The following is a 24,673-nucleotide window of genomic DNA, read 5'->3' as shown; positions in this document are numbered from 1 at the left end:
CTCAGTGCTTGCCCGCGGCGGACGCCGGGGCCGTCATCTCCACGGGGGCCGGCACGCGCAGCAGGCCCAGGCGCAGGGCCTCGCGGCCCAGCCAGGAGCCGCGGATGCGCCACTTCGGGTCATTGACGATGACGGCGGCCACCACCACCCGGGGGTTGTCCTTGGGCGCGAAGCCCACGAACCACGAGTAGTCGCGGAAGGGATTGCGGTCCGCCAGCGTGCCCGTCTTGCCCACGGCGTCGTCCACGCGGAAGCCGCGCTCGCGGAACACGCCGCGCGCGGTGCCGTGGGTGACGGTCTCCTCCAGCATGGCGGTGAGGTCCTTCGCCGCCTCGGGGGTGAGGACGGGCTCGCCCTCCGGAGGCAGCAGCGGGCCGGCCTCCGGCTCCACCAGCACGGGGTCCACCCACCGGCCGTCGTTGGCCGCCACCGACGCCATCAGCGCGCCGTGCAGGGGGGACAGGTACACGTCGCCAAAGCCCGCGCCGGTGTTGGCCAGGCCGAAGGGCTCCTCTGGAATGGCCGCGAGCGACACGTCCACGGGGACGGGGAAGGCAATCTCGCGGTTGAAGCGGAAGCGGGCCGCCATGCGGCGCAGCACGTCCGCGTTGAGGTGCTTGTTCGTCAGCTTGGCGAAGACGACGTTGGCGCTCTTGCCCATGGCCAGCGCCAGCGACATGCAGGCCCCGTCGCGCTCGCTGTCCTCCAGGTGCTTCTCGGACAGCCGCCGCTTGCCGCCGTGGAAGCACTCCTCCACGGACGGGGGGACGCCTGCCTCGAGCAGCGCGCCGCCGGTGACGATCTTGAAGATGCTCGCCGCGGGGAACACGGCCCGCACGGGCAGGCCGCGCATCTCCGGCCGCGCCGCCGAGTGCTCCGCCAGCGCCAGCACGCGGCCCGTGGAGGGCTCCAGCACCACGGCGGCGCCGTAGGGCACGGCGTAGTCGCGCATGATGTTCGTCAGCTGCGTCTGGAGCAGCGGGTCGATGGTGAGCACCTGCTTGTGGCCGTTCTTCTCCTTCACCACCAGCCGCTCCCCCTCCAGCTTCGCGCGGGCCAGCAGGTCCGCGGCGCGAGGCAGGGGCTGCAGCTTCGCGATGGGGGGCGCCGACACGCGCGAGGGCACCGGCACCGGAGGCACCATCCCCGGCTCCGCGGCCAGCGCGGCGAGGCCGCCATCCGGGGCCGCGCCCCCCAGCACCGCGGCGCTGGCCGTGGCGAGGGACTCGGGCGTGCCGGCGTCAGAGGGGTCCACGCTCTCCGTGCCCGTGGGCGCGACGGAGGATGCTCCGGTGCCCTGAGCGGCCGTGCCTTGCGGCGGGGGCTCATTCGCTCCCAGCAGGAAGGCGAGGGGGAACAGCGCTGCGGCGGACAGGAGACGGCGGCGGATCGTCATTGCTGCGCAGGGGCTCCAGGGGGGCTCCGGCGGCTTCCGTGAGAAGTCGCAGGAGATGAGCTGAGCGCGAACTCTACCGGCTGGCGGCGCGCTGTCCACGGACGCTTCCTCGGTCGCTTCCGTCCGGCCGCTGGCGTTAGAAACTTGGCGGAGAGGTGCGCAACTCCGCTAGGTTCCCCCACACCTTGGACGGATTGAAAGAAACCCTGGTCATCTGGAGCGCGGAGCTGCGCCGCGCCGTGCGCAGTGGGCGCGCGGTGGTGCTGCTCGGCCTCTACAGCATGTTCTCCGCGCTGGTGCTGCTGGTGGTCGGCTGGCTCGCCGGCCAGGTGCGCGAAGCGGTGAACAAGCAACTGGAGAGCGCGGGAGCGGGCGCGGACGCCTCGGCGCAGGTCAGCGAGGAGATGCGCAAGGGCGTGCTGGGGTTCCTCACCAGCGACGACAGCGCGATGATGGAGGCGCTCTCGCAGGTGCCGCTCGAGGTCCTGGTGGTCTTCAAGATCACCCTCTTCTTCCTGCCGGCCTACGTGGCGCTGATGGGCTTCGACCAGCTCAGCGGCGAGGTGGGCCCGCGCTCCATGCGCTACCTCACCGTGCGCGCGCGCCGCTCCTCGGTGCTGCTGGGCAAGTTCCTCTCGCAGGCGACGCTGCTGCTCGGGCTGGTGCTCATCATCGACCTGGCCATCTTCGTCTACGCCCGCTTCGCCAACCCCACCTTCGGCTTCGCCGACGTGGTCATCAACCTCATCAAGTTCTGGCTGGCGGCCATCGTCTTCTCGCTGGCCTACGTCTCCCTCACCACGCTGTGCTCCAGCCTCTTCCGCAGCCCGGCGGTGAGCCTCGTCTTCAACTTCATCCTGCTGTTCGTCTTCTGGCTGATGGACACCATCGGCCGGGCCTCCCAGGCGGCCTATGGCGACGCGAGCGTGATGCGCTTCCTGCGCTACCTGTCGCCCTCGTACTACGCGGGCAACCTGCTGCACCCGAGGCTGGCCGAGTTCGCCGCCAGCGGAGCCGCGTACGCGGGCTTCGCGACCGTCTTCCTGCTGGGCGCCTACGCCGTCCTGCGCGCGAGGGATTTGTGAGCGACCTGGCGATTGAGCTGTTCGGAGTGTCCAAGCGCTTCGGCCCCAAGGTGGCCGTGAAGAACGTGAGCTTCGCGGTGCCCCGGGGCTCGGTGTTCGGCCTCATCGGCCCCAACGGCGCCGGCAAGACGACCACCTTCTCCATGATGTGCGGCTACCTCTACCCCACCGAGGGCACGCTGAAGGTCATGGACGTGGACCCCGCCACCCCCGGCGCCCTCAAGGGCCGGCTGGGCGCGCTGCCCCAGGACGCGGTGCTGCCTCCCGGCTGGGAGACGGGCGCGCTCCTGACGTACTGGGCCCGCCTGTCCGCCCTCGCCGACCCGGAGCGCGAGGCCCGCGAGGCCCTGGAGCAGGTGGGGCTGATGGAGGCGTGGAACGTCCAGACGCAGGCGCTCAGCCACGGCATGGCCAAGCGCGCCGCCATGGGCCAGGCCCTGATGGGACGCCCGCCGCTGGTGCTGCTCGACGAGCCCACCGCCGGGTTGGATCCGCGCATCGCCGCCCAGGTGCGCCAGGTCATCCGGAACATGAAGGAGGCCCGGCAGACGGTGGTGGTCTCCAGCCACAACCTCCAGGAGCTGGAGGAGCTGTGCGACGCGGCCGCCATCCTCGACAAGGGCGCGCTCGCCAAGGCCGGCACCATGTCCGAGCTGACCGGCCAGGGCTCCGAGTTCCGCGTGCAGATTGCCCGCGGGGACGTGCTCATCCCCGAGATTGCCGCCCTGGCCGACGTCACCGACGCGCGCATGGAGAGCGAGTCCGTGCTGCGCGTGCGCATCAAGGGCGGCGTGAAGCCCGAGGAGGTCATCAGCCGCGTGGTGGGGCACCTGCTCCAGCACGGCGTCCTCATCCTCGGCGTCAGCCGGGGCCAGCGCCTGGAAGACCGCGTCCTCCAGCTCCTCTGAGGAGGCAGCCGTTAAAGGGAACGCCCGGCCGGCGGGGGGCGGCTCAGCCCGCCTTGCGCACCCACCCCACGTAGCTCGTCCCCCGGCGCTCCAGGCGGAGCAATGGATGGCCGGTGGCCTCACACCAGGCGGGGAGGTCTGCTTCCAGTCCCCTGTCGGTGGAGATGAGCTCCACCACGGTGCCGGGTGCGAGCCGCCGCATGGCCTTGGCAATCTCGAGGATGGGCATGGGGCAGAGCGCTCCCGAGGTGTCCAGGCGGACTTCGGCTTCCATGATCCTCACTCTGACGGAATTTTTCCAAAAACTCCCCAGTTTCCGGGCCCCTAGGGGGAGTTGTACCCCCGTGGAAGCCAGACGCACTGGCTTGCGTGTCTGGAATTCCGTCTGTTAAGTACCCCGCCCCTGACCCTGTAAAAAACCCCACGCTCGGGCCCGGAGTCGGACCTATGGCGAAGGAGCATAACCAACCCATGAAGCCCAATGTCATCGTGGCCCTCATCGTGGGCCTGGTGCTCGGTTTCTTTGGCGGCCGCGTCGTCAGCGGCCCGTCCTCGAACACCGAAGCCGCCAAGCCCGCCGCGAACTCCCCTACCGCTCAGGCGCCCGGCCGGCGTCCGGTGGACCCCACCGTCTTCAAGGTGAACATCGACGGCTCCCCGGTGAAGGGCAGCCCCGACGCGCTCATCACGCTGGTGGAGTTCTCCGACTACGAGTGCCCCTTCTGCAGCCGCGCGCACGTCACCGTGGAGAAGCTGCGGGAGCAGTACGGCAAGAAGCTCCGCGTGGTGATGAAGCAGAACCCGCTGTCCTTCCACCCCCGCGCCAAGCCCGCGGCCCTCGCCGCGCTGGCGGCCGGTGAGCAGGGCAAGTACTGGGAGATGCACGACAAGCTCTTCGCCAACCAGAAGAAGCTGGATGATGCCTCCCTCGAGGGCTTCGCGAAGGACGTGGGCCTGGACATCGAGAAGTGGAAGGCCGACCTGGCCAACCCGAAGTTCCAGGAGCAGATCCAGAAGGAGCAGGCCCAGGCGAGCACGCTGGGCGCCAGCGGCACCCCGGCCTTCTTCATCAACGGCCGCTTCCTCTCCGGTGCGCAGCCCCTCGACAACTTCAAGGCCCTCATCGACGAGGAGCTGGCGAAGGCCGAGGCCCTCGTGAAGAGCGGCGTCCCCGCCTCGCAGGTGTACGCGAAGACCATCGAGAAGGGCGCCGAGAAGGCCGCCCCGAAGCAGAACCCGGTGCAGCAGGCCGCCGCCGCCGTCCGCAAGGTGGACGTCCCCGCGGACTCCCCCTCCTTCGGCCCGGCGACCGCCAAGGTCACCATCGTCGAGTTCTCCGACTTCGAGTGCCCCTTCTGCAGCCGCGTGGTGCCCACGCTGACGCAGATCAAGAAGGACTACGCGAAGGACGTGCGCGTGGTGTTCCGCAACCAGCCGCTGCCCTTCCACGCCAACGCCAAGCCCGCCGCCGAGGCCGCCATGGCCGCACACGAGCAGGGCAAGTTCTGGGAGATGCACGACAAGCTCTTCACCAACCAGAAGGCCCTGGACCGCGCCTCCCTGGAGAAGTACGCGCAGGAGCTCGGCCTGAACGTCGCGAAGTTCAAGGCCGCCCTCGACAGCGGCAAGTACAAGGCGAAGATCGAGGCGGACATGGCCGCCGGCAGCGCGGTGGGCGCCAACGGCACCCCCACGTTCTTCATCAACGGCCGTGAGCTCGTCGGCGCCCAGCCGTTCGACGCCTTCAAGAAGGTCATCGACGAGGAGATTGCCAAGGCCGACAAGCTGCTGGCCGCCGGCACGAAGCCGGAGGAGCTGTTCGGCAAGATTCTCGCCCAGAACATCGCCGCCGCTCCCGCCGCCCCCGCGGGTGGCGCCGACGGTGCCCCGGCCGAGCCGCCGGTGCAGAAGGTGGAAGTGGGCAACGCCCCGGTGAAGGGCGCGAAGAACGCCCCCGTCACCATCGTCGCCTTCTCCGACTTCGAGTGCCCCTTCTGCAGCCGCGTGGTGCCCACGCTGAAGCAGCTCGAGGACCAGTACCAGGGCAAGATCAAGGTGGCCTTCAAGAACCAGCCGCTGCCCTTCCACGCCAACGCCAAGCCGGCCGCCGCCGCCGCGCTGGCCGCGCACGAGCAGGGCAAGTTCTGGGAGATGCACGACAAGCTCTTCGCCAACCAGCGCGCCCTGGACCGCGCCTCGCTGGAGAAGTACGCGCAGGAGCTGGGCCTCAACGTCGGCAAGTTCAAGGCCGACCTCGACAGCGGCAAGTACAACGCGCAGATCGAGGCGGACTCCGCCGAGGGCACGCGCCTGGGCGCCAACGGCACCCCGACGTTCTTCATCAACGGCCGCACGCTCGTGGGCGCCGTGCCCGTCGAGGCCTTCAAGAAGGTCATCGACGAGGAGCTGAAGAAGGCCGGCGGCGCGGTGGCGGCGGACGCCAAGTAGTCCCCGCTCCGGCCCCCCCGGGCCTGAAGCACCAGAGGCCGTCGGACCTTCGGGGTCCGGCGGCCTCTGTGCTTTTCAAGGCCTCCGTGCCGCTGTCAGGAGACGGCGATGGCGTCGATCTCCACCTTGGAGCCGCGGGGCAGCGCGGAGACCTGCACGGTGGCGCGGGCCGGGGGCGCGCCGGTGAAGTAGCGGCCATACACCTCGTTGACGCGGGCGAAGTCACCCAGGTCCGTGAGGAAGATGGTGCAGCGGACGACGTGGGAGAAGTCCAGGCCGCCGGCGGTGAGCACGGCCTTGAGGTTCTCCATCACCCGCTCGGCCTGCGCGACGACGTCACCCTGCACCATCTCCATGGTGGAGGGGTCCAGGGGAATCTGGCCGGAGAGGAAGGTCATCTTCCCCGCGTCCACCTGCACCGCCTGGGAATAGGGGCCAATGGCCTTGGGGGCCTGGTCGGAGTGGATTGCCTTGCGAGCCATGCGGGCACCTCGGAAGTAGAGGAGCGGCCCCTTGTCGGGGCCGCCCGGGTTTCCGGGGCGCTCTAGCACGAAAGCCGGCGCTCTAGATTCGCTCGACGGAGTAGACGCCGTTGAGACGCTCGATGGTGCGCATCAGGTCGGTGAGCTGCTTGAGGTCGGAGATGGTGACCTCGAAGGTGTTCACCGCCCGGTCATCCCCCGTGGCGCGGCAGTTGGCCTGGGAGATGTTGACGCCCTTCTTGGAGAAGGTGTTGGAGATGTCCGCCAACAGGCCCGGCCGGTCCGCCGTCAGCACGCGCAGCGTCACGGGCCGCTTGAAGTCCCCGCGCACGTCCCACGACACGTCCACGCGCCGCTCGGGGTCCGTGGCCAGCGCCTTCTCACACCCCACCGTGTGCACCGTCACGCCCCGTCCCCGGGTGATGAAGCCGGCGATGGGGTCGCCAGGGACGGGGTTGCAACACCGTCCGAAGCGCACCAGCACGTCGTCCACGCCGCCAATCTGCACGCCGCTGCGGTTGCTGCGGCCCACCAGGCGCTTGGCCAGGTCCGTGACGCGAGACAGGCCGGGCAGCATGGAGGAGCTGACGGAGTTGCCCCCCGACAGGCTGTTGCCCCCGCCGTCGGTGCGCGCCGCGGTCTCCGCCGCGGCGAGCTTCTCCTGCGGCACCAGCCGGTGCACCAGCTGCTGCGGCGTCACCTTGCCGTAGCCGATGGCCACCAGCAGGTCGTCTTCGATTCGGAAGCCCAGCTCCTCGGCGGCCTTCTTCATCTCCCCGGACTTGAGCAGCCGGTTGAAGTTGAGCTGGAAGCGCTTCAGCTCGCGGTCCGTCAGCTCGCGGCCCAGCTGCAGGCTCTTGTCGCGCTGCTGCTGCTTGATGAAGCCGCGGATGCGCTGCTGCGCGCGGCTCGTCTTGACGAAGGTGAGCCAGTCCTTCGACGGGTGCTGCTGGGGGCTGGTGAGCACCTCCACCGTGTCGCCGTTCTTCAGCTTGTAGCGCAGGGGAACAATCTTGCCGTTCACCTTCGCGCCCACGCACCGGTTGCCCACGTCCGAGTGGATGGCGTACGCGAAGTCCACCGGCGTGGCCCCGCGCGGCAGCGAGCGCACGTCGCCCTTGGGCGTGAAGACGAAGACCTCGTCGGTGAAGAGGTCCACCTTCACCGTCTCGAGGAACTCCTTCGGGTCCTTCAGGTCCTGCTGCCACTCCATGAGCTGGCGCAGCCAGGCGAACTTCTCGTCATCCTTGGAGATGACCGCCTTGCCCTCCTTGTACTTCCAGTGGGCGGCGATGCCCTCCTCGGCGATCTTGTGCATCTCCGAGGTGCGGATCTGCACCTCCACGCGCTCGCTCAGGGGCCCAATCACCGTGGTGTGCAGCGACTGGTACATGTTGGGCTTCGGAATCGCGATGAAGTCCTTGAAGCGCCCGGGCACCGGCTTCCACATCTCGTGCACCAGTCCGAGCGCCTCGTAGCAGGAGGGCGCGGTGGGGGCGATGATGCGGAAGGCGATGATGTCGTGGATCTGGTCGAAGTCGATGCCCTGCGCCTTGATCTTCTTGTAGATGCTGTAGACGTGCTTGAAGCGGCCGGACACCTCGCCCTTCAAGCCGCGCTCGGCGAGCTTCGAGCGGATGAGGTCGCACGTGTCCTCGATGTACTTCTCGCGCTCCTTCTTGCGCTTGTTGAGCTTCTCCTGGAGCGCGAAGAACTCCTGCGGCTTCACGTAGCGGAAGCTCAGGTCCTCCAGCTCCGTCTTTATCCAGGAGATGCCGAGCCGGTTCGCGAGCGGCGCGTAGATGTCCAGGGTCTCCTGGGCGATGCGCGCCTGCTTCTCCTCGGACATGTGGTCCAGCGTCCGCATGTTGTGCGTGCGGTCCGCGAGCTTCACGAGGATGACGCGGATGTCCTGCGCCATCGCGATGATCATCTTCCGGAAGTTCTCCGCCTGCTTCTCCTCCTGGGAGAGGCTGGCGGACGCGGAGAACTTGGACAGCTTCGTGACGCCGTCGACGAGCTGGGCGACTTCGGAGCCGAACAGCTCGGTGAGCTCCTCGGCGGTGGCGAGCGTGTCCTCGATGGTGTCGTGGAGGAGGCCGGTGACGATGGACGCCTCGTCGAGCTTCAGCTCTCCCAGGATGCCCGCGACCTCGAGCGGGTGGACGAGGTAGGGCTCGCCTGACTTCCTCAGCTGGCCCTGGTGGACCTTGGCTGAGTAGACGTAGGCCTTCTTGATGATGTCCAGGTCAGGGTCCGGGTGATACGAGGAGACCCGTTGGAGGATGTCGTTCAGGCGAATCATCGAGTGAAGGGCAATCGTAACTTTGCCCCCGAGGGGGGGCAACGTCGCCCCACACCTGGGTGCTCCAGTGCACGTCCGGGGCCGTAGGACTTATCCCACCTGTCGCGTTCGCTTTCGTTGACCCGACGTTTTCAGGGCCCCTAGATTCGCCCTCTCCCATGTCACAGCTCCTGCTGTCCGCTCTCGCCGTGGTCTGCCCGAACTGTGACGGGTACAACCCTCCTCGCTCGGCCGCCTGTGTCCTGTGCGCCCAGCCGCTGGAGGAGGCCGCCGCCCGGCCGCCCGCCGCCCGGCCCGCCGGGGCCGCGTCCCGTCCCGCCGCGCCGCCTGCCGGTCGTCCCGCGGCGGTGGCCACCTTCCCCGGCCCCCGGGGAGAAACGGGCGTGCCGCACACCACGCCACCTCCGCCGAGCGCCATCCCCCCCGGGCTGCGCCCCTCGGCGCGGACGCCTCCGCCCACCGCCGCCGCGGGGCTCCCCGTGGAGCGCCCCGGCGCCCGGGTGACGGCGCCCGCGGGTGGCGCCGCCTCGGTGCCCCCCGTCTCCGCGAGGGGGGCCTCGGGAGGACCCGCGCCGGTGCCTCCGGGCCCCGCCGTCACCCGGCCTCCGCCTCCGGTTCCGGACAACGCGATGCCCTCGAAGCCCGGGGCCGCGCCCGCGGCGGCGCCCGGGGCCGCGCGGCCCGCGCCCCCGGCGGCCTCCCGCTTCGGCCTGGCCGTCATCTCCGGCTCCACGCGGGGCCAGCGCTACAAGCTGCCCGTCACCGGCTGCGTCGTGGGCCGGCAGCGCGGCGCCATCCTGTTCGCGGATGACGCGTACGTGTCGCCCCTGCACGCGACCTTCCTGGTGAAGGACGGCGCCCTCTTCGTGAGGGACGAGTCGAGCGCCTCGGGTGTGTTCGTCGCCGTCGCGGGCACCGAGGCCCTCGCGCCGCGCACCCTCTTCAGCGCGGGCCAGCGGCTGTTCCGCTACACGGGCCGGCTGGAGCCGGCGGCGCCCGTGGCGGGCCGTCCCCACGTCTACGGCGCGCCGGTGCCGCTGGGGCAGGCGGTGTACGGGGTGGAGGAGGTCCTGGTGGGCGGTCGCGCGGGCCGCGCCGTGGTGACGGCGGCGCCGCTGCTCACCATCGGCCAGGCCAACTGCGACTTGAGCTTCCCGGGGGACGAGGGGCTGGCCGGCCGCCACTGCGAGCTCTCCCCCACCCCCACGGGCGCCCTGCTGCGCGACTTGTCGGGAGGACTGGGCACGTACGTACGCCTCGCCTCGGGCGTGGAGCGTCCGCTGCGTCCGGGAGACCGCGTCCGCCTGGGCCAGCACGTGCTCCAGGTGGAGAACCTGGGCTGAGAGCGCCGCGGGGCGCCGCCGCGCCCGCCGCCGTCAGGGCGCGGCGGGCCGGGCGACGGCCCCACCCAGGCGCTGCTCGATGAGCTCGCGCGCCTTGGAGGTGGGCATCTCGCGCAGGTGGCGCTCCCACCAGCCCCGGGCCTCCTGGAGGTCGGGGTTCGGGCGGCTCCAGTAGATGTCGCCCAGCTTCAGCGCGAGGTCGGCGTCGCCGCTCATGCTGAAGGCCTCGCGGTAGCTGGAGGCCGCGAGGCCGATGTCCAGGCGCTGCAGGGCCCGGTCTCCCTCTCGCGTCTTCCGTCCGGCCGCCTCCACGTCGCGCTCCGTCATGGAGATCTGCCGCTCGTAGAGGGGCACCTCGGGGCTGGGCACGCTCCCGACAGCGCCGGGCACCGGCGCGTTCTTGGGCAGCGCGTACGGCAGGTCCTGCGCGCCGCTGCCGGCGCCGACGCTGAAGTAGTAGGCGTAGGCGAAGAAGCCCGCCGCGGCCACGACGAGGAGGATGGTCAGCGACTTGAAGAAGAAGGCGAACCCGCCGCCCCCGCCCGAGCCCGGATTCGTCGGCGACAGGGAGTCCGTCTTCTCCCGGGTGGCGGGCATGGCGTCCGCGTTCGCCGGCAGGGGCGAGAGCACGCCCGGCAGCGCGCGGACCGTGGCCTCCATCGTGACTTCGTTGCTGTCCCAGCCCGGCACGGTGACGTCCCGGCCGTCATTCATCGGTCCGCCGGTGGACTTGCGCGGCAGCGGCGCGAGCACCGCGGAGGGCCGCGCACCACGCTGCGAGGCCTCGGCGCGGCGGCGCTCCTTCTCCACCGCCGCCAGCTCCGCCTTGAAGGCCTCGGCGTTGGCGGGCCGGTCATCCGGGCTCTTGGAGAGCGCGCGCAGGATGAGCTTCTCCAGCCCGGGAGAGATGCGCGCGTCCGGCCGGCGCCGGCTGGGCGGAGGAGGCTCCTCGGTGAGGTGCTTGGTGGCGAAGCCCACCGCCGAGTCGGACTCGAAGGGCAACAGCCCCGTCATCAACTGGTAGAGGATGACGCCCACCGCGTACAGGTCCGAGCGGTGGTCCAGCTGCGCGCCGCGCGCCTGCTCCGGCGACATGTACTCAGGGGTGCCGCACACGAAGCCCGCGCGGGTGAGCGCCGGGCCGTCGTCGGTGGAGTCGGTAATCTTGGCGATGCCGAAGTCCAGCACCTTCACGAAGTCGCCTTCGTTGCGGCGCTGCTCCACCATGATGTTCTCGGGCTTGAGGTCCCGGTGGATGACGCCGGCGCCGTGGGCGTCCGACAGCGCGCTCAGCACCTGGCTGACGAGGCGCACCACGCGCGCCTCCCCCAGCGGCCACTCGCGGCTGAGGATCTGGTGCAGGTCCTGCCCCGCCACGTACTCCATGGCGATGAAGAGCGCGCCGTCCTCGGCCTGGCCGAAGTCCAGCACGCTGATGGAGTTGGCGTGGTTGAGGCGGCTGGCGGCCTTGGCCTCGCGCTGGAAGCGCGCCACGGTGCGCTCGTCCGACAGCAGCGTGTGGCGCAGCACCTTGAGCACCACCACCTTGTCCAGGGCCAGCTGGCGGGCGCGGTACACCTTGCCCATGCCGCCCTCGCCGATGAGGGCCTCCACCCGGTACTTGTGGGCAATCGTCTTGCCGACGTACTCGTCCGCGTCGGCCGCGCGCACGAGTGTCGCGCCGCAAGCGGGGCAGTAACGGGAGCTTTTTTCTTGGGCGTCGGCGCCGCAGGAGGGGCAGAGCAAGGCAACGTTCCCCAGTGGGGTGGGTCCCGGACTTCATCACGTCGCTCGGGTGACGGGCAAGCCATGCACAAGGCGAGCAACCAGGCTCGACCCCTGGTAGAACCCGGAGATCGCCATGGACGCCGTGGAATACTGCCCCCGCTGTGACACCGAGAATGCCCGGGACGCCACCGTCTGCCGGGCGTGTGGCTCACCCATCCGCTCCGGGACGATGGTGATGGCCGTGGCCAGCGTCACCGCGCGCCCGCAGGTCTCCATCCGCGTGGTGCGCGCCGACGGAGGCCCCGAGTCCGTCGTCCGCATGCAGCGCGACACCCTCACCTGCGGCCAGCAGGGCGAGATTTCGCTGCCGGATGACCCGTTCATCATGCCCGTCCAGCTGCGCTTCTTCTTCTCCGGCGCCCGGCTGGCGGTGGAGGACGTGGGCGGCGCCAACGGCGTCTTCGTCCGCCTGCGCCAGGAGCGCGAGCTGTCTCCCGGCGGCGAGCTGCGCCTGGGGCGGCAGCGCCTGGTGCTGGAGCCCATCCCCGCCGCGGCCAACGGCCCGGGCGGCACCCAGGTCTGGGGCTCGCCGGATCCCGGCTACCGCCTGCGGCTGGTGCAGCTGCTGGAGGGGGGCTTGAGGGGCGCGGCCTTCCCGCTGCGCGAGGGCGACAACCTGCTGGGCCGCGAGCAGGGCGACCTCACCTTCCCCACGGACGGCTTCGTGTCCGGACGTCACGCGGTGCTGCAGGTGCGGCAGGACCGGCTCCAGGTCCGCGACGTGGGCTCGTCCAACGGCACCTTCATCCGTCTGGCGGGCCCCACCTTCGTGGACAACGGGGACCACTTCCTCATCGGCCGTCAGCTGCTCCGCGTCGAAATCCAGGCGCCCGCGGCCTGAGGGCGCCCGGCCCGGTCATCACTCCAGGGCGGGCCGCACGAGGGCTCCCTCGCGCGGCCCGGGCCCCCGGCGCTCAGCCGTAGGACTTCTCCTTCTTCTCCTGCTCCTCCTTGCAGCGGATGCAGAGCGTCGTCACCGGACGCGCCTCCAGCCGCTTCGGAGAGATGTCCTCCTCGCAACGCTCGCAGATGCCGAAGGTGCCGTCCTCGATGCGGGCCAGTGCCTTCTCGATCTTCTGCAGGAGGAACTTCTCCCGGTCGCGCAGGCGGAACACCATGGATTGCGCGTACTCGGAAGAGGCCAGGTCGATCTCGTCCGGGAGGTCGTCCGTGTCGAAGTTGGACTCCTCCACCAGGGTTTTCTTGGCGCTCTCGAGCAGGCTCGTCTTGCTGTCCTCGAGCATCTTCTTGTAACGCTTGAGATCTTTCTGGTTCACAGACTTCGCTCCAGTCCAGCGAGGGTTTGGGCCCTGCCCCCAAAAAAAGGGCCCGAAAGCTTTATTCATGTAACCTTCAGTGTCAAGCTGACCTGGGTGCACACTGTGGGTGAAGGGAGGGGCGTTTGACCGAGAACACGAAGTTCGATCGGGAGTTCCTTCGCTCGGCCCTCTCGCTGGCGGGCAAGAGCGAAGTGGATCACTTCCTCTACATCTGTGACACGCCCATTCCTCCCGACGAGTTCCGGGGCCGGCCTGCTCGCAAGAAGCTCGTGTACGCGGTGACGCTGGAGAAGCTGGCACAGGAGCACCTGGCGAAGAAGGTGCGTGCCCTGGTCATCCCCGCCTACGACTACTCCCGCACCGAGCGCGTGAAGGTGGCGCTCGTGTCCGCGCTGTCCCAGGGAGCGTTCAAGGAGGGGGACCTGGTGCTGTGCATGACGGGCAAGGTGGGGCGCGCGCCGGACACGCTGATGCAGATGCGCATCGGGGGCTCGCTGGACGACCGGCTGGCGATTGAGGGCGTGAAGCTGGGCGAGGAGTTCAACTCGCAGGTGGTGGACGCGCTCATCCAGCTGGCGCTGCAGATTGGCCAGGAGGGCTTCGAGGGCCATCCCATCGGCACCATCATCACCATCGGCGACCACACGACGGTGCTGGAGAAGAGCCGGCAGATGACCATCAACCCGTTCCAGGGCCTGTCCGAGGCCGAGCGGAACGTGTTGGACCCGAAGATTCGCGAGGCCATCAAGAACTTCTCCGTGCTGGACGGGGCCTTCATCATCCGCGAGGACGGCGTGGTGCTGGCCGCGGGCCGCTACCTGTCCGCCACGGACGACATGGTGAAGATTCCGCTCGGCCTGGGCGCCCGGCACGCGGCCGCCGCGGGCATCACCTCCACCACGCACTGCATCGCGCTGGTGGTGAGCCAGACGTCCGGCGCGGTGCGGCTCTTCAAGGGCGGCAACATCGTCCTGGAGCTGCACCAGACGGCGCGCCGCACCTGAAAGGCGCGCGGGCGGCTTCAGCGCTCCTGCTCGCGCAGCTCCTCGCGGTAGATGTCCGCCAGGGCGTGCGCGCGCTCCACCTCGTCGCGGGCGGCGTCCACGACCAGGGCCTGCTCGAAGCGGGCCACGCGCTCGCGCATGGCCTCGGTGACGATGCCGCCCACGGTGAGGCGCGCGGAGGCGCTCTCCCGCTCGCGGCGCAGCTCCACCACCCGGTCTCCCAGCTCGCCCGCGGCCTCCAGCAGGAGCTTCCCGTCCGCGTCCGCCCGCTCCAGCGCGTCCCGCGTGGAGGCCCGCAGGGCCTCGGCCTGCTCCCGGTCCTTCGCCAGCACGGCCACGGCCCGGCCGTCCCCGCGTGACTCGGCGGTGGTGCGCCGCGAGGCGATGTCCTCCAGCCGGCGCGTGTAGCGCTCCGCTGCGCGCGTGAGGTCTCCCTTGAGGGCCAGCAGCGTGGCCGCGGACTTGCGGACCTCGGCCGCCTGGCGCTCCAGGTTCTCGATGAGCTGGTCCAGCGCGGCGAGCGGGTCCGCCGGCCGGGAGGGCTCCTTCTTCCGTTTGCGCAGCAGGCCGAAGAACATGGCGTGGACGGGAGCCTACCCGAACGGCCGGCACAACAGCCGCACCCGTTCCAGCGCCTCCCTCACCGGGAGCCCACCGGCGGACAGCGCGGCCAGGTAGCGCGCCGGCGTGAGTCCATACACCGACAGCAGGTGCTGCAGGAGCACCACGCTCTCCGAGGCACGCCGCTCCGCCGGGGCCAGCGACGCCGCCTCCACCAGCGCGGCGAGGATGTCCACCACGCGGTTCACCACGTCCGGGCCCGGCACCTCGCGGGCGACGGACGCGGAGGGCGTCTCCGGGAAGAGCGCGTCGAAGGACGCATCCACCGCCACCTGCGCGGGCGAGCCCCGCCCGGCCGCCACCGCCTCCAGCGCGTCCAGGTGAGGCGACAACTGCTCCAGCGCATCCGCGGTGGCGGGCACGTCCCTGGGCAGCAGCGTGCGCCAGGGGGTGTCGAACTCGGTGCGCGCCCACAGAATCTCCTCGTCGGAGAGGTGGTGGTAGAAGGCGCGGCCTCCCGCGGCGCGCTGCTCCTTCACCAGCAGGCGCAGGTCGGGGTTCTCCTCGCCGAGCGAGATGAAGCTCAGGGCGATGTCCAGCGCGCCCATGGGGGCCCGCGTGCGGCGGATGAGCTCCAGGTCCACCCGGTCCTCGCCGTCGGTGATGATGACCACGGTGGCCCGGGCGAGGTACGGGTCCCTTCCCTGCGCGGCGCGGATGGAGTCGAAGGCGGACATCAGCGCGAGCGTGATGTCCGTCTGGCCCTCGGCGGGCGACTCGCGGAAGAGCTTCTCGATTTGGCGCGTGGCCTCCACGGCGGTGTCCACGCGGGCCAGCTCGGTGGGCACGTCGTTGAAGAAGCTGAAGTAGAGCGGGTCGAACGGCTCGCCCCGGCGCGCCTTGACGCGCAGGTTGTTCAGCTCGGCGATGACGAGCGCATCGCGGAAGCGGGCGCGCGCGCCGTGCATGGAACCGGAAGCGTCACACACGTAGACGCGCACCGCCGTGCGCTTCACCTTCTTGGGGCGCGGCGGCGGCTCGTCCTCCAGGTACGTGCGCACCAGCTGGCGGTTGGCGGCCAGGTCCCGCAGCAGCATGCGCGGGTCGCTCAGCACGAAGTTGTGCACCTCGTGCAGGCTGCCCGTCGTCTCGTACGTCATCGTCTGGGTGGGGTACGGCACGCGCCGGGGCACGGGCCGCTGCGTCCGGGTGTCCGCCAGGACGATTTCCTCGGAGAGTGCATCCTCCACGTCGAAGTAGCGGGCACAGCCGGCCGCCAGCTCGAAGGTGGAGAGCTGCTCGGGCTTGAGCGAGAAGGCCAGGTCCGCGAGCAGCTCGTCCGAGCGCGGGGCCGCGGCCTCCGGCTTCTCCCCTCCTGGCTCCTCGCCGAACCAGTGCGCCAGCGAGTCCCGCTCCGCCGTCTCCACCAGGGACGACAGCCTCTGCTTCGAGGGCAGCAGCGGGTTCAGGGCCGTGCGCGCGGCATCCGCCAGCTGCGTGTCGCCCGCCTCCAGCGCCCGCTCGTACAGCCCGCGCAGCGAGCGGTACGCCACCTGCGGCTCCCGCCGGGCCGCGTGCCGCACGTGCCGCAGCAGCTCCTCCAGCGAGCGCACCGCCGGCACCGCGCGGACGCGCTCCCGGGCCTCCACCACCTGCCGGCGCAGCGTCAGGCCCCGCTCCCGGTCATGGTCCGCGCCCAGGCGCAGCAGCAGCTCGTGCGCGAGGTCCAGGTCCCGGCGCTTCTGCACCACGTCCGCCACGTTCTCCCGGGCGCGGCTGGCGAAGAACTCCGCCGCCGCCATGCGGGCGCTGGTGGGCGGGCGGTCCCTCCGCGTCGTCTCCGTGCGCACGTAGATTTCGAAGTCCGCGTCCAGGCCCTCGGCGGGAGGCCGGGAGAACAGGTCCGCCACCTTCACCGCTCGCGCGAGCTGCACGAAGGCCCGCTCTAGCAGGGTGAGCGCGCCCGGCGGAGGCTCGCCCGCGCGCCACGCGCGCTCCACGCGCAGCACGCACTCCTCCATCTCCTCGAGCGCCTGCTGGGCCCGCGTCTGGAGTCCCTGGGCCAGCGTCCCCGCCCGCCCCTTGCGCACGCCCAGCTCGCGGAGGAGCTGCGCGTCCGCCGCGGTGTGGACGCCCACCCGGTCCAGCTCGCGGTCCAACGCCGTGAGCACCGGCAGGGCCAGGTCCTCCGGCCCGCGCGCGCGGCGGCCGAACGTCCACGCGCGCCAACCACCGGCGGGTGGGGCCGGCTGGTTCAGGGCGTCCAGGCGCCGTCGCAGGTCCGTGAGCCGCCGGGACAGCACGCTCAGCGCCCCCTCTCAGTCCCAGCCCGAAGGTAGGACTCCGCCCCCGGGCCTGGAAGACGCCGTCTCATGGCGCGGACCGCCGCTCCAGCACCTGCCGGCTGAAGCGCCCGAAGTCGTCGTCGATGCCCCGCAGCTGCCCCTCCAGCCGGCGCGCGCTCTCGCCCAGGTCGCCGGGCATGGAGCCCAGCAGGGACAGCACACCGCGCAGCCGCACCAGCTCGCCCTCCTTCAGCGCGAGCATGGGGAAGCGGCTGCGCACCAGCCGGTCCACCGTGCGCTCGGCCTCGGACCGCTCCGAGATGGAGTCCGGTGCGGGCAGCGACGTGAGCAGCTGCGTCAGCCAGCTTCGCAGGTACTTCACGCGCGAGTGGATGAAGGACAGCTCCGCCTGCGCCACGGCCGCCCGTACGTTGTCCGACAGGAAGCCCGACGAGGCGCCGCTGCGGGTGACGGTGAGCTGCCCGTCCAGCCCGAGCAGCGCGGCCAGCTCCCCGTCCGGCGCGCGGGCGGAGAACTCGCCCCGGTAGAACACGTAGGCGTCGCCATTGAGGACCGCGGTGGCCTGGGGCGGAGGGCTGGCCACCTCGCGCGTGAGCAGCCGGGCGTGCTCCCGGAGCCGGTTCTCGATGAGCTCCCGGCACTCGGCCAGCACGAGCTCCGCGGACAGGCCCTCGCGCCGCAGGTTCTCCGCCACGGACTGCACCGCGCGGCCGTACTGCTCGATTCGCTCGAAGGGCGTGGTGCCGAGCACGTCGCGCGCGTAGGCCAGCCCCAAGGGCAGCAGCAGCTCCTGCTTGAGGCCCGCCTGTGACGGGTCCAGCACGGCCAGGGAGTGCTCCAGCTGCGTGAGACGCCGCGAGTCCGCGGAGAGCGCCTCCAGGGGCTCCTTGCGGGAGCGACCCGTGGAGCCCTGGAAGGCCAGGGCCGCGCGCCGGCGCAGGGCGGACACCACGCGCCGCCGCACGGCCACCTCCGCCACGCGCAGGCGCTCCAGCGCGGCCGGCGCCCCTTCCGCGAGCTGTCCCGCCAGCTCCGTCGTCTGGGACAGCTCCTCCTCCAGGTTGTCCGCCAGGCCCACGAGTCCTTCGAGCTTCAGCCCGTCCTCGAAGTCCACGCTCTCCGCGGAGAGGGCAATCATCTCCAGTGCGCCCTCCAGGAAGCGGGCGGTGGCCTCGCAGAGGGGCGCGAAGTTGGCGCGCAGCTCGGGAATGGCGCGGCACAGCTCCAGCGCGTCCCGGAAGGAGGACAGCAGCGCCAGCCCGCCTCGGCCCTCGCCCTGCCCCGCCATGCCGCGGGCCAATCGCTGCTCGAGCGCCGCCACCAGCGCCCGGGCGGCCACCAGCAGTGGGGCCCGGTTCTGCGCGTGGCGCGGCCCGGGCACCAGCTTGGCCTGGAGCGCCTTCGCGGTGTTGGAGACCAGGCCCGGCTGCCAGTTGCGCCCCAGCGCCTCGGCCGCCGTCACCTCGTCCTGCGCCGCCAGCGCCAGGGCCTCGCGCTCCACGCCGCCGCCCAGGTCCTGCCGCACCTTGGCCAGGGCCTCGTCGAAGGCCCGCTGCTCCAGCCGGACGATTTCGAGCTGCGCCCGCTCCCGGGGGTCCACCACCGCCTTGAGCAGCGCCTCCGTCTCCGCCGCGGGCGGACCGCCCAGCAGGAAGAACCAGCGCAGCGAGTCCAGGTCCTCCACGGACGCCTCCAGCGGCCGGTCCGGCCGCCGGTACAGCTGGTCCCTCACCACCGCCGCCTTCAGCGCCCACAGCGCCTTCACCGCCGAGCGCTGGGAGAAGTACTTCGTGGGCACGTAGTCGGGCAGCTTGGACACCTGCGCCGCCAGCGCGCGCTCCAGCGCGTCCGCCAACAGCTCCACGCCCTCCAGCACGTGGCTGGGCACCTTCACCTTCGTCACCGCGTCCTGGAGCAGGTCCAGCTGCTGCAGCGTGAGCTGGGCGCGCAGGTCGGGCCGAGCCCCGGAGGAGAAGCGCTGGAGCATGGCCGCCCGGCTCTCCCTCCGGGCGAAGGCCTTGGGCACGAAGCAGATGAAGCTCAGCCGGTCCGCGAAGGCCAGCAGCAGCTCCGGCGAGCGCGCCAGCACCTCGGAGAGGTACCGGTTGCTCGTCATGATGACGCACTCGGTGCGCCCCGCCGTCACCCTCCGCCCGTGCTTCAACTCGCGCTCGTACAGCACGTTGAGGATGGAGCGCAGCAGCATGTCCCGGCCGTCGAAGACCTCGTCGAGGAAGGCGTGCTCCGAGCCCAGCATTCCCTCGTCCGTGAGGTACTCCGTGCGTCCCGTCTCCGTGAGCACCTTGAAGTCCACCGGGCCGATGAGGTCCGTCTGCACGGTGGACTCGGCGAGCTGCTTGGAGAACAGCGACGGCTGGCCCGTGCGCTCGTCGGTGATGCGCCCCAGCACCGCGCTGGCGATGGCGCTCTTGGCCGTGCCCGGCGGCCCCACCACCAGCACGTGCTCCCGCCCCAGGAGCGCCAGCTCGATTTGCGTGAAGAGCGTCTCTCGCTCCAGGTAGGCGTCCCGGAGCTCGCCGAAGAAGTGACGGAAGGCCCGGGCGGCCTGGAGGTACGGGGGCGGTTGAGGGAGCACGGACAACCCAGAGGTAGCGGGGATGCGCCCATGCTATCCGCCGCCGTCGCCCCATTTGAAGTGCACCGAGGCCCTCTCCGCACGAAGGTCACCGCTCCCGCAGGGTGTCGTGCAGGTGCGCATGGACGCTGCGCCAGATTCCATGCTGCCGCTCAATCGGGTCCATCAGCTTCATCCCCACCTCCGTGGCCGGGGAGCTGCCCTGGAAGGCGGAGTACTGGCGCAGCCGCGTTCCGCCGTGGCCGTCGTCCTGGAAGACGAAGCGGTTCGTCCCTCGCAGCGGGTGCCCGTCCAGGGTGGTGATGTGCAGCGTGTTCGCCCCAGGCTCCAGCCGGACGGTGATGGGCGCCCACACCGGCGGTGGGCCCTTCTCTTCCAGGAACAGCTTCGCCCCGTCCGTCAGCGCGCCCACGGCGGGACGCACCTGGATGCCCGCCGACTCGAACACCGCCCCCGGGTTGCGCACGAAGTAGGCATAGGCCTTCTCCGGCGACACGCCCGGAATGGAGCTGGTGTAGTCCGTGAGCGACGTCGGCGCTCCCTGGATGGGCGGGCTCGCATCGAGTCGCTTCAGGTGCTGGCGCGCGTACGCGTCCACCACGATGCCGCCCCCCATCACCAGGCTGGCCGCCGCGGCCTCGGACTGCGCGGCCGTCAGCGTCAGCTGCTTCATCTGCTCGGCCAGGTTGCCCGTGGGCTTCGGGGGGAAGGCGCCGCCCACCGCGAAGTCGAACCGGTTGTTCGCCCCCGTCATGGGCCCGGAGCGGGGGCCCGTCACCGGGGCGCTCTCACGCGCTCCGCCCTCCCCGCCACGGAACACCTCCACGGTGCTGGCTGGAGCGGAGGCCACCGGGCGGGACGGCGCCGAGCGCTGCGCGGACGGAGCAAGGGGGGCCGGAGTCGCCTCGGTGTCGACGAGGCCGGAATGGAGGGAGGACGGCGGGGACTCGATACGGGACATGCGGGCGCCCTTTCACTGGCACGAGGTGCCCTGTCCGGTTGCAGCCCCGCCGCCAGCCACCGCCCCAGTCCCATCAAGCACTTGCTGGCCCCACACGTCCCGCTTCTCGTACCCCCCGTCCACCCCTTCGGAAGCTCCGCCGTCCACCCTCGATGTCAGCGGCGGCGCGAGAACAGCCACAGAAGCAGTCTCTGCCCTCGAGCTCAGCGGCGGCGGCGCTGCGACAACCGCAGGAGCAGTCCGAGGGCCGTGAGCGTCAGGGGCGCACCCGGGCCCGCGCCGGGAATCGGGTTGCAGCCGCAGCCGGAGGTGTCGGAGCTCTCGGGAGGGGGCACCGTCCCGCCGTCTGTTCCGGTCCCCGCGTCCGGCATGCCGCCGTCCGCTTCGGACCCTGCATCTGGGACTCCCGCATCCGCTTCGGTCCCCGCATCGGATGTGCCCGCGTCCGGCTCCCCGCCGCCGTCCGCCTCGGTCCCCGCATCCGGCACTCCCGCGTCCTCCGGCTCACCCGCATCCGGGAGGCCGCCATCCATCGGCGTCTGGACGTTCTCAACCGTGAACGTCCGCTCGGCGGAGAAGGCACTGGCCGCGTCGCGCGCATCCGTGGCCTTCACGCGCCAGGCGTAGCCACCCGGCGGAAGCACCTCGCTCGCAGCCAGGGTCCAGGTCGTCGCCACCGTGTCGTGTGTGCGAACGGCCTCACCACCCTGGAGCACCTCCAACTGGTAGGTGAGCGCCTCGCCCTCCTCGTCCGTGGAGGCATTCCACTGGAAGGCGACGAGCCCGCTCTCCAGGCGGGCCCCCTCCGCGGGCGATACGAGCACCGGGATGGACGGAGCGTCGTTGAACGGCGCCACCTGGATGGTCACCCTGACCACGGCCGACACGAACTCTCCATCCGAGACACGGAAGGTGAAGCTGTCCGGGCCGCTGTACCGGGCCGCCGGTGCGTAGGTGCGGCGCGCGCCGGTGCCTCCCAGAACGCCGCGCTGGGGCAGCGTGACGATGTCATAGGTGAGCGCCTGTCCCTCCGGGTCGCTGCCCTGGAGCTGGATATTCAGGAGGGTGTCCTCCACGGCCTCCAACGCCAGGGGCACAGCGGTGGGCGGCTGGTTGTCATGGAATGTCACGAACCGTCCGCGAACCCGATGGCTCCAGTAGGGCGCCGAGAGGTCGAAGCGGTCATACACGACGAAGGCCGTCCGGCCGGAGCCGGCGAACGCCACCGACGGTGCCTCCTCCGCGTCGGCGGTGCCGGCAACCTGGAATCCCGCGGACTCGCGAACGACACCGCCGTTCGTCACCCGCGCGCCATGAATGTCTGAACGGGGCGTGCTCCCCCGGTCGTCCTGCCAGACGACGAGATACTCCGCCCCCATGGAAGCCACCGAGGGAACGTACTGGTACCGGATGGCCGTGGTGATGGCGATGCCCAGCGAGTCCAGCACCGTGCCCTCGCTCGACACGCGTGCACCGTAGACGTCGGACGCGCTGCTCCTGCGGAAGTCTCCCCAGACGACTAGGTAATCCGTGCCATTGGAGGCGATGGCGGGGTTTCGCTGGTTGTCGACCGCCGTGGTGATGGCGATACCCGAGACGTCCAGCACCGCGCCCGCGCTCGTCACCCGCGCGCCGAAGATGTCGTTGTTGCCGTTGCGGTAGTCCTCCCAGACGACGAGGTAGTCCGTCCCGTTGGAGGCCACCGAGGGCTTGTCCACGGACCCCGGCAGTCCGGAGATGGCCAACCCCGAGCCATCCAGGACCGCGCCCGCGCTCGTCACCCGGGTCCCGGTGATGGTGAACACCGCGTTCTCACCGGGCATCGTCCACACGACGAGGTAGTCCGACCCGTCGGACGCCACCGAGGGCGGCCCCGAGGCCCGCGAGCCTGGCGCGGAGAGCGCAAGCCCCGGGGCGTCCAGCACCTCGCCTCCCGCCGTGACTCGCGCGCCCAGGACGCGGGTCTCGCTCCCACCCACGTCCAGCCAGGCGACGAGGTAGTCCGTCCCGTTGGAAGCCACCGCGGGGTCGAGGTGCCCACCTCCCGCGGGTGAGATGTCGAGCCCCGAGGCGTCGAGGACCTCTCCCGCGTCCGTCACCCGCACGCCGAAGATGGCCGCCGTGTTGTCCCGCTGCCGGCTCTCGTACCAGACGACGAGGAAGCCTGACCCGTTGGAGGCCACCGCGGGGGATGACTGGCCATTGGCCGCCGTGGACAGCGCCACGCCCGTGACGTCCAGGACCTCCCCCGTGGCCGTCACGCGCGTCCCGTAGATGTCCAGGAACGAGCGAGCGTCCTGCCAGGCCACGTAGAAGTCCGTGCCATTGAAGACCACCGACGGGCGGGTCTGGGCGTTGTAGTCCGTGGAGATGGCAAACCCCGAGCCATCCACCACCGTGCCGGTGCCCGTCACCCGCGCACCGAAGATGTCACCCGTGTCCTCGGTGCGCGCATCGCTCCAGACGACGAGATAGTCCGTCCCGTTGGCGGCCACCGACGGCGTGTCCTGCGACTGCGAGGCCGAGGAGATGGCGAACCCGGTGGCATCCACCACCGTGCCGGTGCCCGTCACCCGCGCGCCGAAGATGTCGCCCGCCGACTCGACGCGGGCGTCCTCCCAGGCAACGAGGTAGTCCGTGCCATTGGAGGCCACCGACGGCGTGAGCTGCGAATGGGCCTCCGTGGAGATGGCGAGGCCCGAGGCGTCCAGCACCACGCCCGCGCTCGTCACCCGCGCGCCGAAGACGTCTGGATTGCCAGCGCGCACGTCTTCCCAGACGACGAGGTAGTCCGTCCCGTTGGAGGCGACCGACGGCAGGCGTTGCGCCTGAGCCGCCTGGGCGATGGCCAGACCCGCGCCATCCACCACCGCGCCGGTGCTCGCCACCCGCGTGCCGTAGATGTCCGGGTTCCCGTTCCGCATGTCCCACCAGACGACGAGGTAGTCCGTCCCGCTGGAGGCCACATCGGGAGCGAACTGCCCTGAAGGAGACGTCCCGAGCGCCAGCCCGGTGGCATCCTGGACTTCCCCCGCCGCGCTCACGCGCGTGCCACGAATGTTGGTCGAATTGTCGGAGAGCGTGTCCTCCCAGACGACGAGGTAGTCCATCCCGTTGGAGGCCACCGAGGGCTTCTCCGGGTAGGCGGCCCCCCGGGAGAGGTGGATGCCCCAGTCATCCAACACCACCCCCGCGCTCGACACCCGGGCGCCGAAGATTTCGAACTTGCTCCCGCGGAAGTCCTCCCAGACGACGAGCTGGCCCGAGCCATTGGACGCCACCGTCGGAGCCTCCTGGCTGTTGACCTGGGGCTCCGGCACCGGCTGGTTCGTGCCGACCTCCGGCGAGATGGTGGGGGCCAGCGTCGCGGGAAAGACGCTCGCCTCCAGCAGCGCCTCGGGGACGTGGAACTGGATGGCGCCCGCCCGGTAGCGGGCCTGGAGTGGCGTGCTCCGTCCCGAGGCATCCACCCAGGCGGCATGGCCATAGCGGAAGCCCAGGCCACTGTTCGCATCCCGGAAGTGCAGGCCCTGCTCGCTGCCCTCGACGAAGGCCAGCCCCTGCACGGGAAGCGTCAACACCAGAGCGCCCGCGCCTCCAGGCGCGGCCTCGAAGACCCAGGCCTGCTGGACGCCGTCCTCCGCGTTCCGCAGGTGCTCGGTGAAGCCCTCGCGCGACAGGGAGAGCTGTCCGCCCTTCTCCACCTGGACCCGGGTCTTCGTGGCCTGGGCCTCTCCCTGCCCCCGGCGCAGCTGCACGGCGCCCAGCGTGAGGGGCGCTCCCTTCTGCACGGCCACGCGCTGGGATGCCGCGCGCGAACGCCTCTCGCCAGAGACCTCCACTCGGGGATGGAAGAACGGCGTCAGGCTCAGCCCGTCAGCGCTCGCCCGCACGTCGTACGTGGCGTGGCCACCGCGCCAGACCGGGCCTTCGGGCCTGTAGGCGAAGTGGACCTGCCGCATGACGGCGGAGACATCGAACGACGCGCTGGCCTCGGGGGCGGGCGCCGCGGGGACGCGCTCCTCGACGGAAGACGACCGGCAGGAGAGGAGCGACAGGGTAAGGACAACCCCGAGGAGCGGGCGGAACCAGACGGCCGGAGGGAGCATGGAGGGCCGGAGCTTCTTCCCAAACATCAATCAAAGACAATCCCCCGGCCCGTTCTCCCCGCAAAGCGAGAGGGCCGGCCCCCCGCCTTCGCGGGAATACC

The 24,673-nt window shown here is 70.9% G+C and carries 17 protein-coding genes; 6 read left to right on the top strand and 11 right to left on the bottom strand.

Annotation, left to right across the window (positions count from 1 at the left end):
* Position 1: 1 nt before the first annotated feature.
* Complete coding sequence (locus ACX9TP_RS19260) at positions 2-1,396, bottom strand: penicillin-binding transpeptidase domain-containing protein (protein WP_482981189.1); 1,395 nt, start codon at positions 1,394-1,396, stop codon at positions 2-4.
* Positions 1,397-1,581: 185 nt separating this feature from the next.
* On the opposite strand from ACX9TP_RS19260, the gene ACX9TP_RS19255 reads away from it, so the two are divergent.
* Entirely contained in the window at positions 1,582-2,481 is a 900-nt protein-coding gene (locus tag ACX9TP_RS19255) for an ABC transporter permease (protein WP_482981188.1), read from the top strand.
* Positions 2,478-3,389 carry an ABC transporter ATP-binding protein gene (locus ACX9TP_RS19250; RefSeq protein ID WP_482981187.1) on the top strand — a complete coding sequence of 304 codons (912 nt, stop codon included), beginning with the start codon at positions 2,478-2,480 and terminating at the stop codon, positions 3,387-3,389. The genes ACX9TP_RS19255 and ACX9TP_RS19250 overlap by 4 nt, the downstream gene beginning before the upstream one ends.
* A gap of 43 nt (positions 3,390-3,432) precedes the next feature.
* Here the strand turns inward: ACX9TP_RS19250 and ACX9TP_RS19245 are convergent, their stop codons facing one another.
* Positions 3,433-3,663, bottom strand: coding sequence for a sulfurtransferase TusA family protein (locus ACX9TP_RS19245; protein WP_482981186.1), 231 nt, complete (start codon positions 3,661-3,663; stop codon positions 3,433-3,435).
* Between the two features lie 197 nt (positions 3,664-3,860).
* Between ACX9TP_RS19245 and ACX9TP_RS19240 the strand changes: the two genes are divergently transcribed.
* On the top strand, positions 3,861-5,837 hold the full coding sequence (locus tag ACX9TP_RS19240; RefSeq protein WP_482981185.1) for a DsbA family protein: 1,977 nt from the start codon (positions 3,861-3,863) through the stop codon (positions 5,835-5,837).
* Between the two features lie 95 nt (positions 5,838-5,932).
* On the opposite strand, the gene ACX9TP_RS19235 is transcribed toward ACX9TP_RS19240, so the two are convergent.
* Positions 5,933-6,319 (bottom strand): RidA family protein, encoded by a 387-nt coding sequence (locus ACX9TP_RS19235; protein WP_163999312.1) that lies wholly within the window; start codon positions 6,317-6,319, stop codon positions 5,933-5,935.
* Positions 6,320-6,401: 82 nt separating this feature from the next.
* Entirely contained in the window at positions 6,402-8,624 is a 2,223-nt protein-coding gene (locus tag ACX9TP_RS19230) for a RelA/SpoT family protein (RefSeq protein ID WP_482981184.1), read from the bottom strand.
* 158 nt (positions 8,625-8,782) lie between these two features.
* Here ACX9TP_RS19230 and ACX9TP_RS19225 point away from each other — a divergent pair, with 158 nt between their 5' ends.
* Entirely contained in the window at positions 8,783-9,967 is a 1,185-nt protein-coding gene (locus tag ACX9TP_RS19225; protein ID WP_482981183.1) for an FHA domain-containing protein, read from the top strand.
* A gap of 33 nt (positions 9,968-10,000) precedes the next feature.
* Here ACX9TP_RS19225 and ACX9TP_RS19220 read toward each other — a convergent pair whose 3' ends face one another.
* Complete coding sequence (locus ACX9TP_RS19220) at positions 10,001-11,638, bottom strand: serine/threonine-protein kinase (RefSeq protein ID WP_482981182.1); 1,638 nt, start codon at positions 11,636-11,638, stop codon at positions 10,001-10,003.
* A 190-nt stretch (positions 11,639-11,828) separates the two neighbouring features.
* On the opposite strand from ACX9TP_RS19220, the gene ACX9TP_RS19215 reads away from it, so the two are divergent.
* Positions 11,829-12,596 carry an FHA domain-containing protein gene (locus tag ACX9TP_RS19215; RefSeq protein WP_482981181.1) on the top strand — a complete coding sequence of 256 codons (768 nt, stop codon included), beginning with the start codon at positions 11,829-11,831 and terminating at the stop codon, positions 12,594-12,596.
* A gap of 73 nt (positions 12,597-12,669) precedes the next feature.
* Here ACX9TP_RS19215 and ACX9TP_RS19210 read toward each other — a convergent pair whose 3' ends face one another.
* A complete protein-coding gene (locus ACX9TP_RS19210) occupies positions 12,670-13,032 on the bottom strand; it encodes a TraR/DksA family transcriptional regulator (RefSeq protein WP_163999307.1) in 363 nt (120 codons plus the stop codon).
* Between the two features lie 125 nt (positions 13,033-13,157).
* Here ACX9TP_RS19210 and ACX9TP_RS19205 point away from each other — a divergent pair, with 125 nt between their 5' ends.
* Positions 13,158-14,039 carry a DNA integrity scanning protein DisA nucleotide-binding domain protein gene (locus tag ACX9TP_RS19205; protein WP_482981180.1) on the top strand — a complete coding sequence of 294 codons (882 nt, stop codon included), beginning with the start codon at positions 13,158-13,160 and terminating at the stop codon, positions 14,037-14,039.
* Between the two features lie 17 nt (positions 14,040-14,056).
* Here the strand turns inward: ACX9TP_RS19205 and ACX9TP_RS19200 are convergent, their stop codons facing one another.
* The 5 genes from ACX9TP_RS19200 to ACX9TP_RS19180 form a co-directional block, all read right to left on the bottom strand.
* Complete coding sequence (locus ACX9TP_RS19200) at positions 14,057-14,617, bottom strand: PspA/IM30 family protein (RefSeq protein WP_482981179.1); 561 nt, start codon at positions 14,615-14,617, stop codon at positions 14,057-14,059.
* Between the two features lie 15 nt (positions 14,618-14,632).
* The gene (locus ACX9TP_RS19195; protein ID WP_482981178.1) at positions 14,633-16,903 is read right to left on the bottom strand and encodes a vWA domain-containing protein; all 2,271 of its coding nucleotides are present in this window, start codon (positions 16,901-16,903) and stop codon (positions 14,633-14,635) included.
* 67 nt (positions 16,904-16,970) lie between these two features.
* A complete protein-coding gene (locus ACX9TP_RS19190; protein ID WP_482981177.1) occupies positions 16,971-19,502 on the bottom strand; it encodes an AAA family ATPase in 2,532 nt (843 codons plus the stop codon).
* An 88-nt stretch (positions 19,503-19,590) separates the two neighbouring features.
* Positions 19,591-20,463, bottom strand: a complete 873-nt coding sequence (locus tag ACX9TP_RS19185; protein ID WP_482981176.1) for a hypothetical protein — start codon at positions 20,461-20,463, stop codon at positions 19,591-19,593.
* Between the two features lie 203 nt (positions 20,464-20,666).
* On the bottom strand, positions 20,667-24,572 hold the full coding sequence (locus tag ACX9TP_RS19180) for an Ig-like domain-containing protein (RefSeq protein ID WP_482981175.1): 3,906 nt from the start codon (positions 24,570-24,572) through the stop codon (positions 20,667-20,669).
* Positions 24,573-24,673: the final 101 nt, after the last annotated feature.

The organism is Pyxidicoccus sp. M15 (assembly GCF_056858435.1).
The sequence above is the reverse complement of the archived record's forward strand: the minus strand, read 5'-3'. Positions and strand labels throughout refer to the sequence as shown.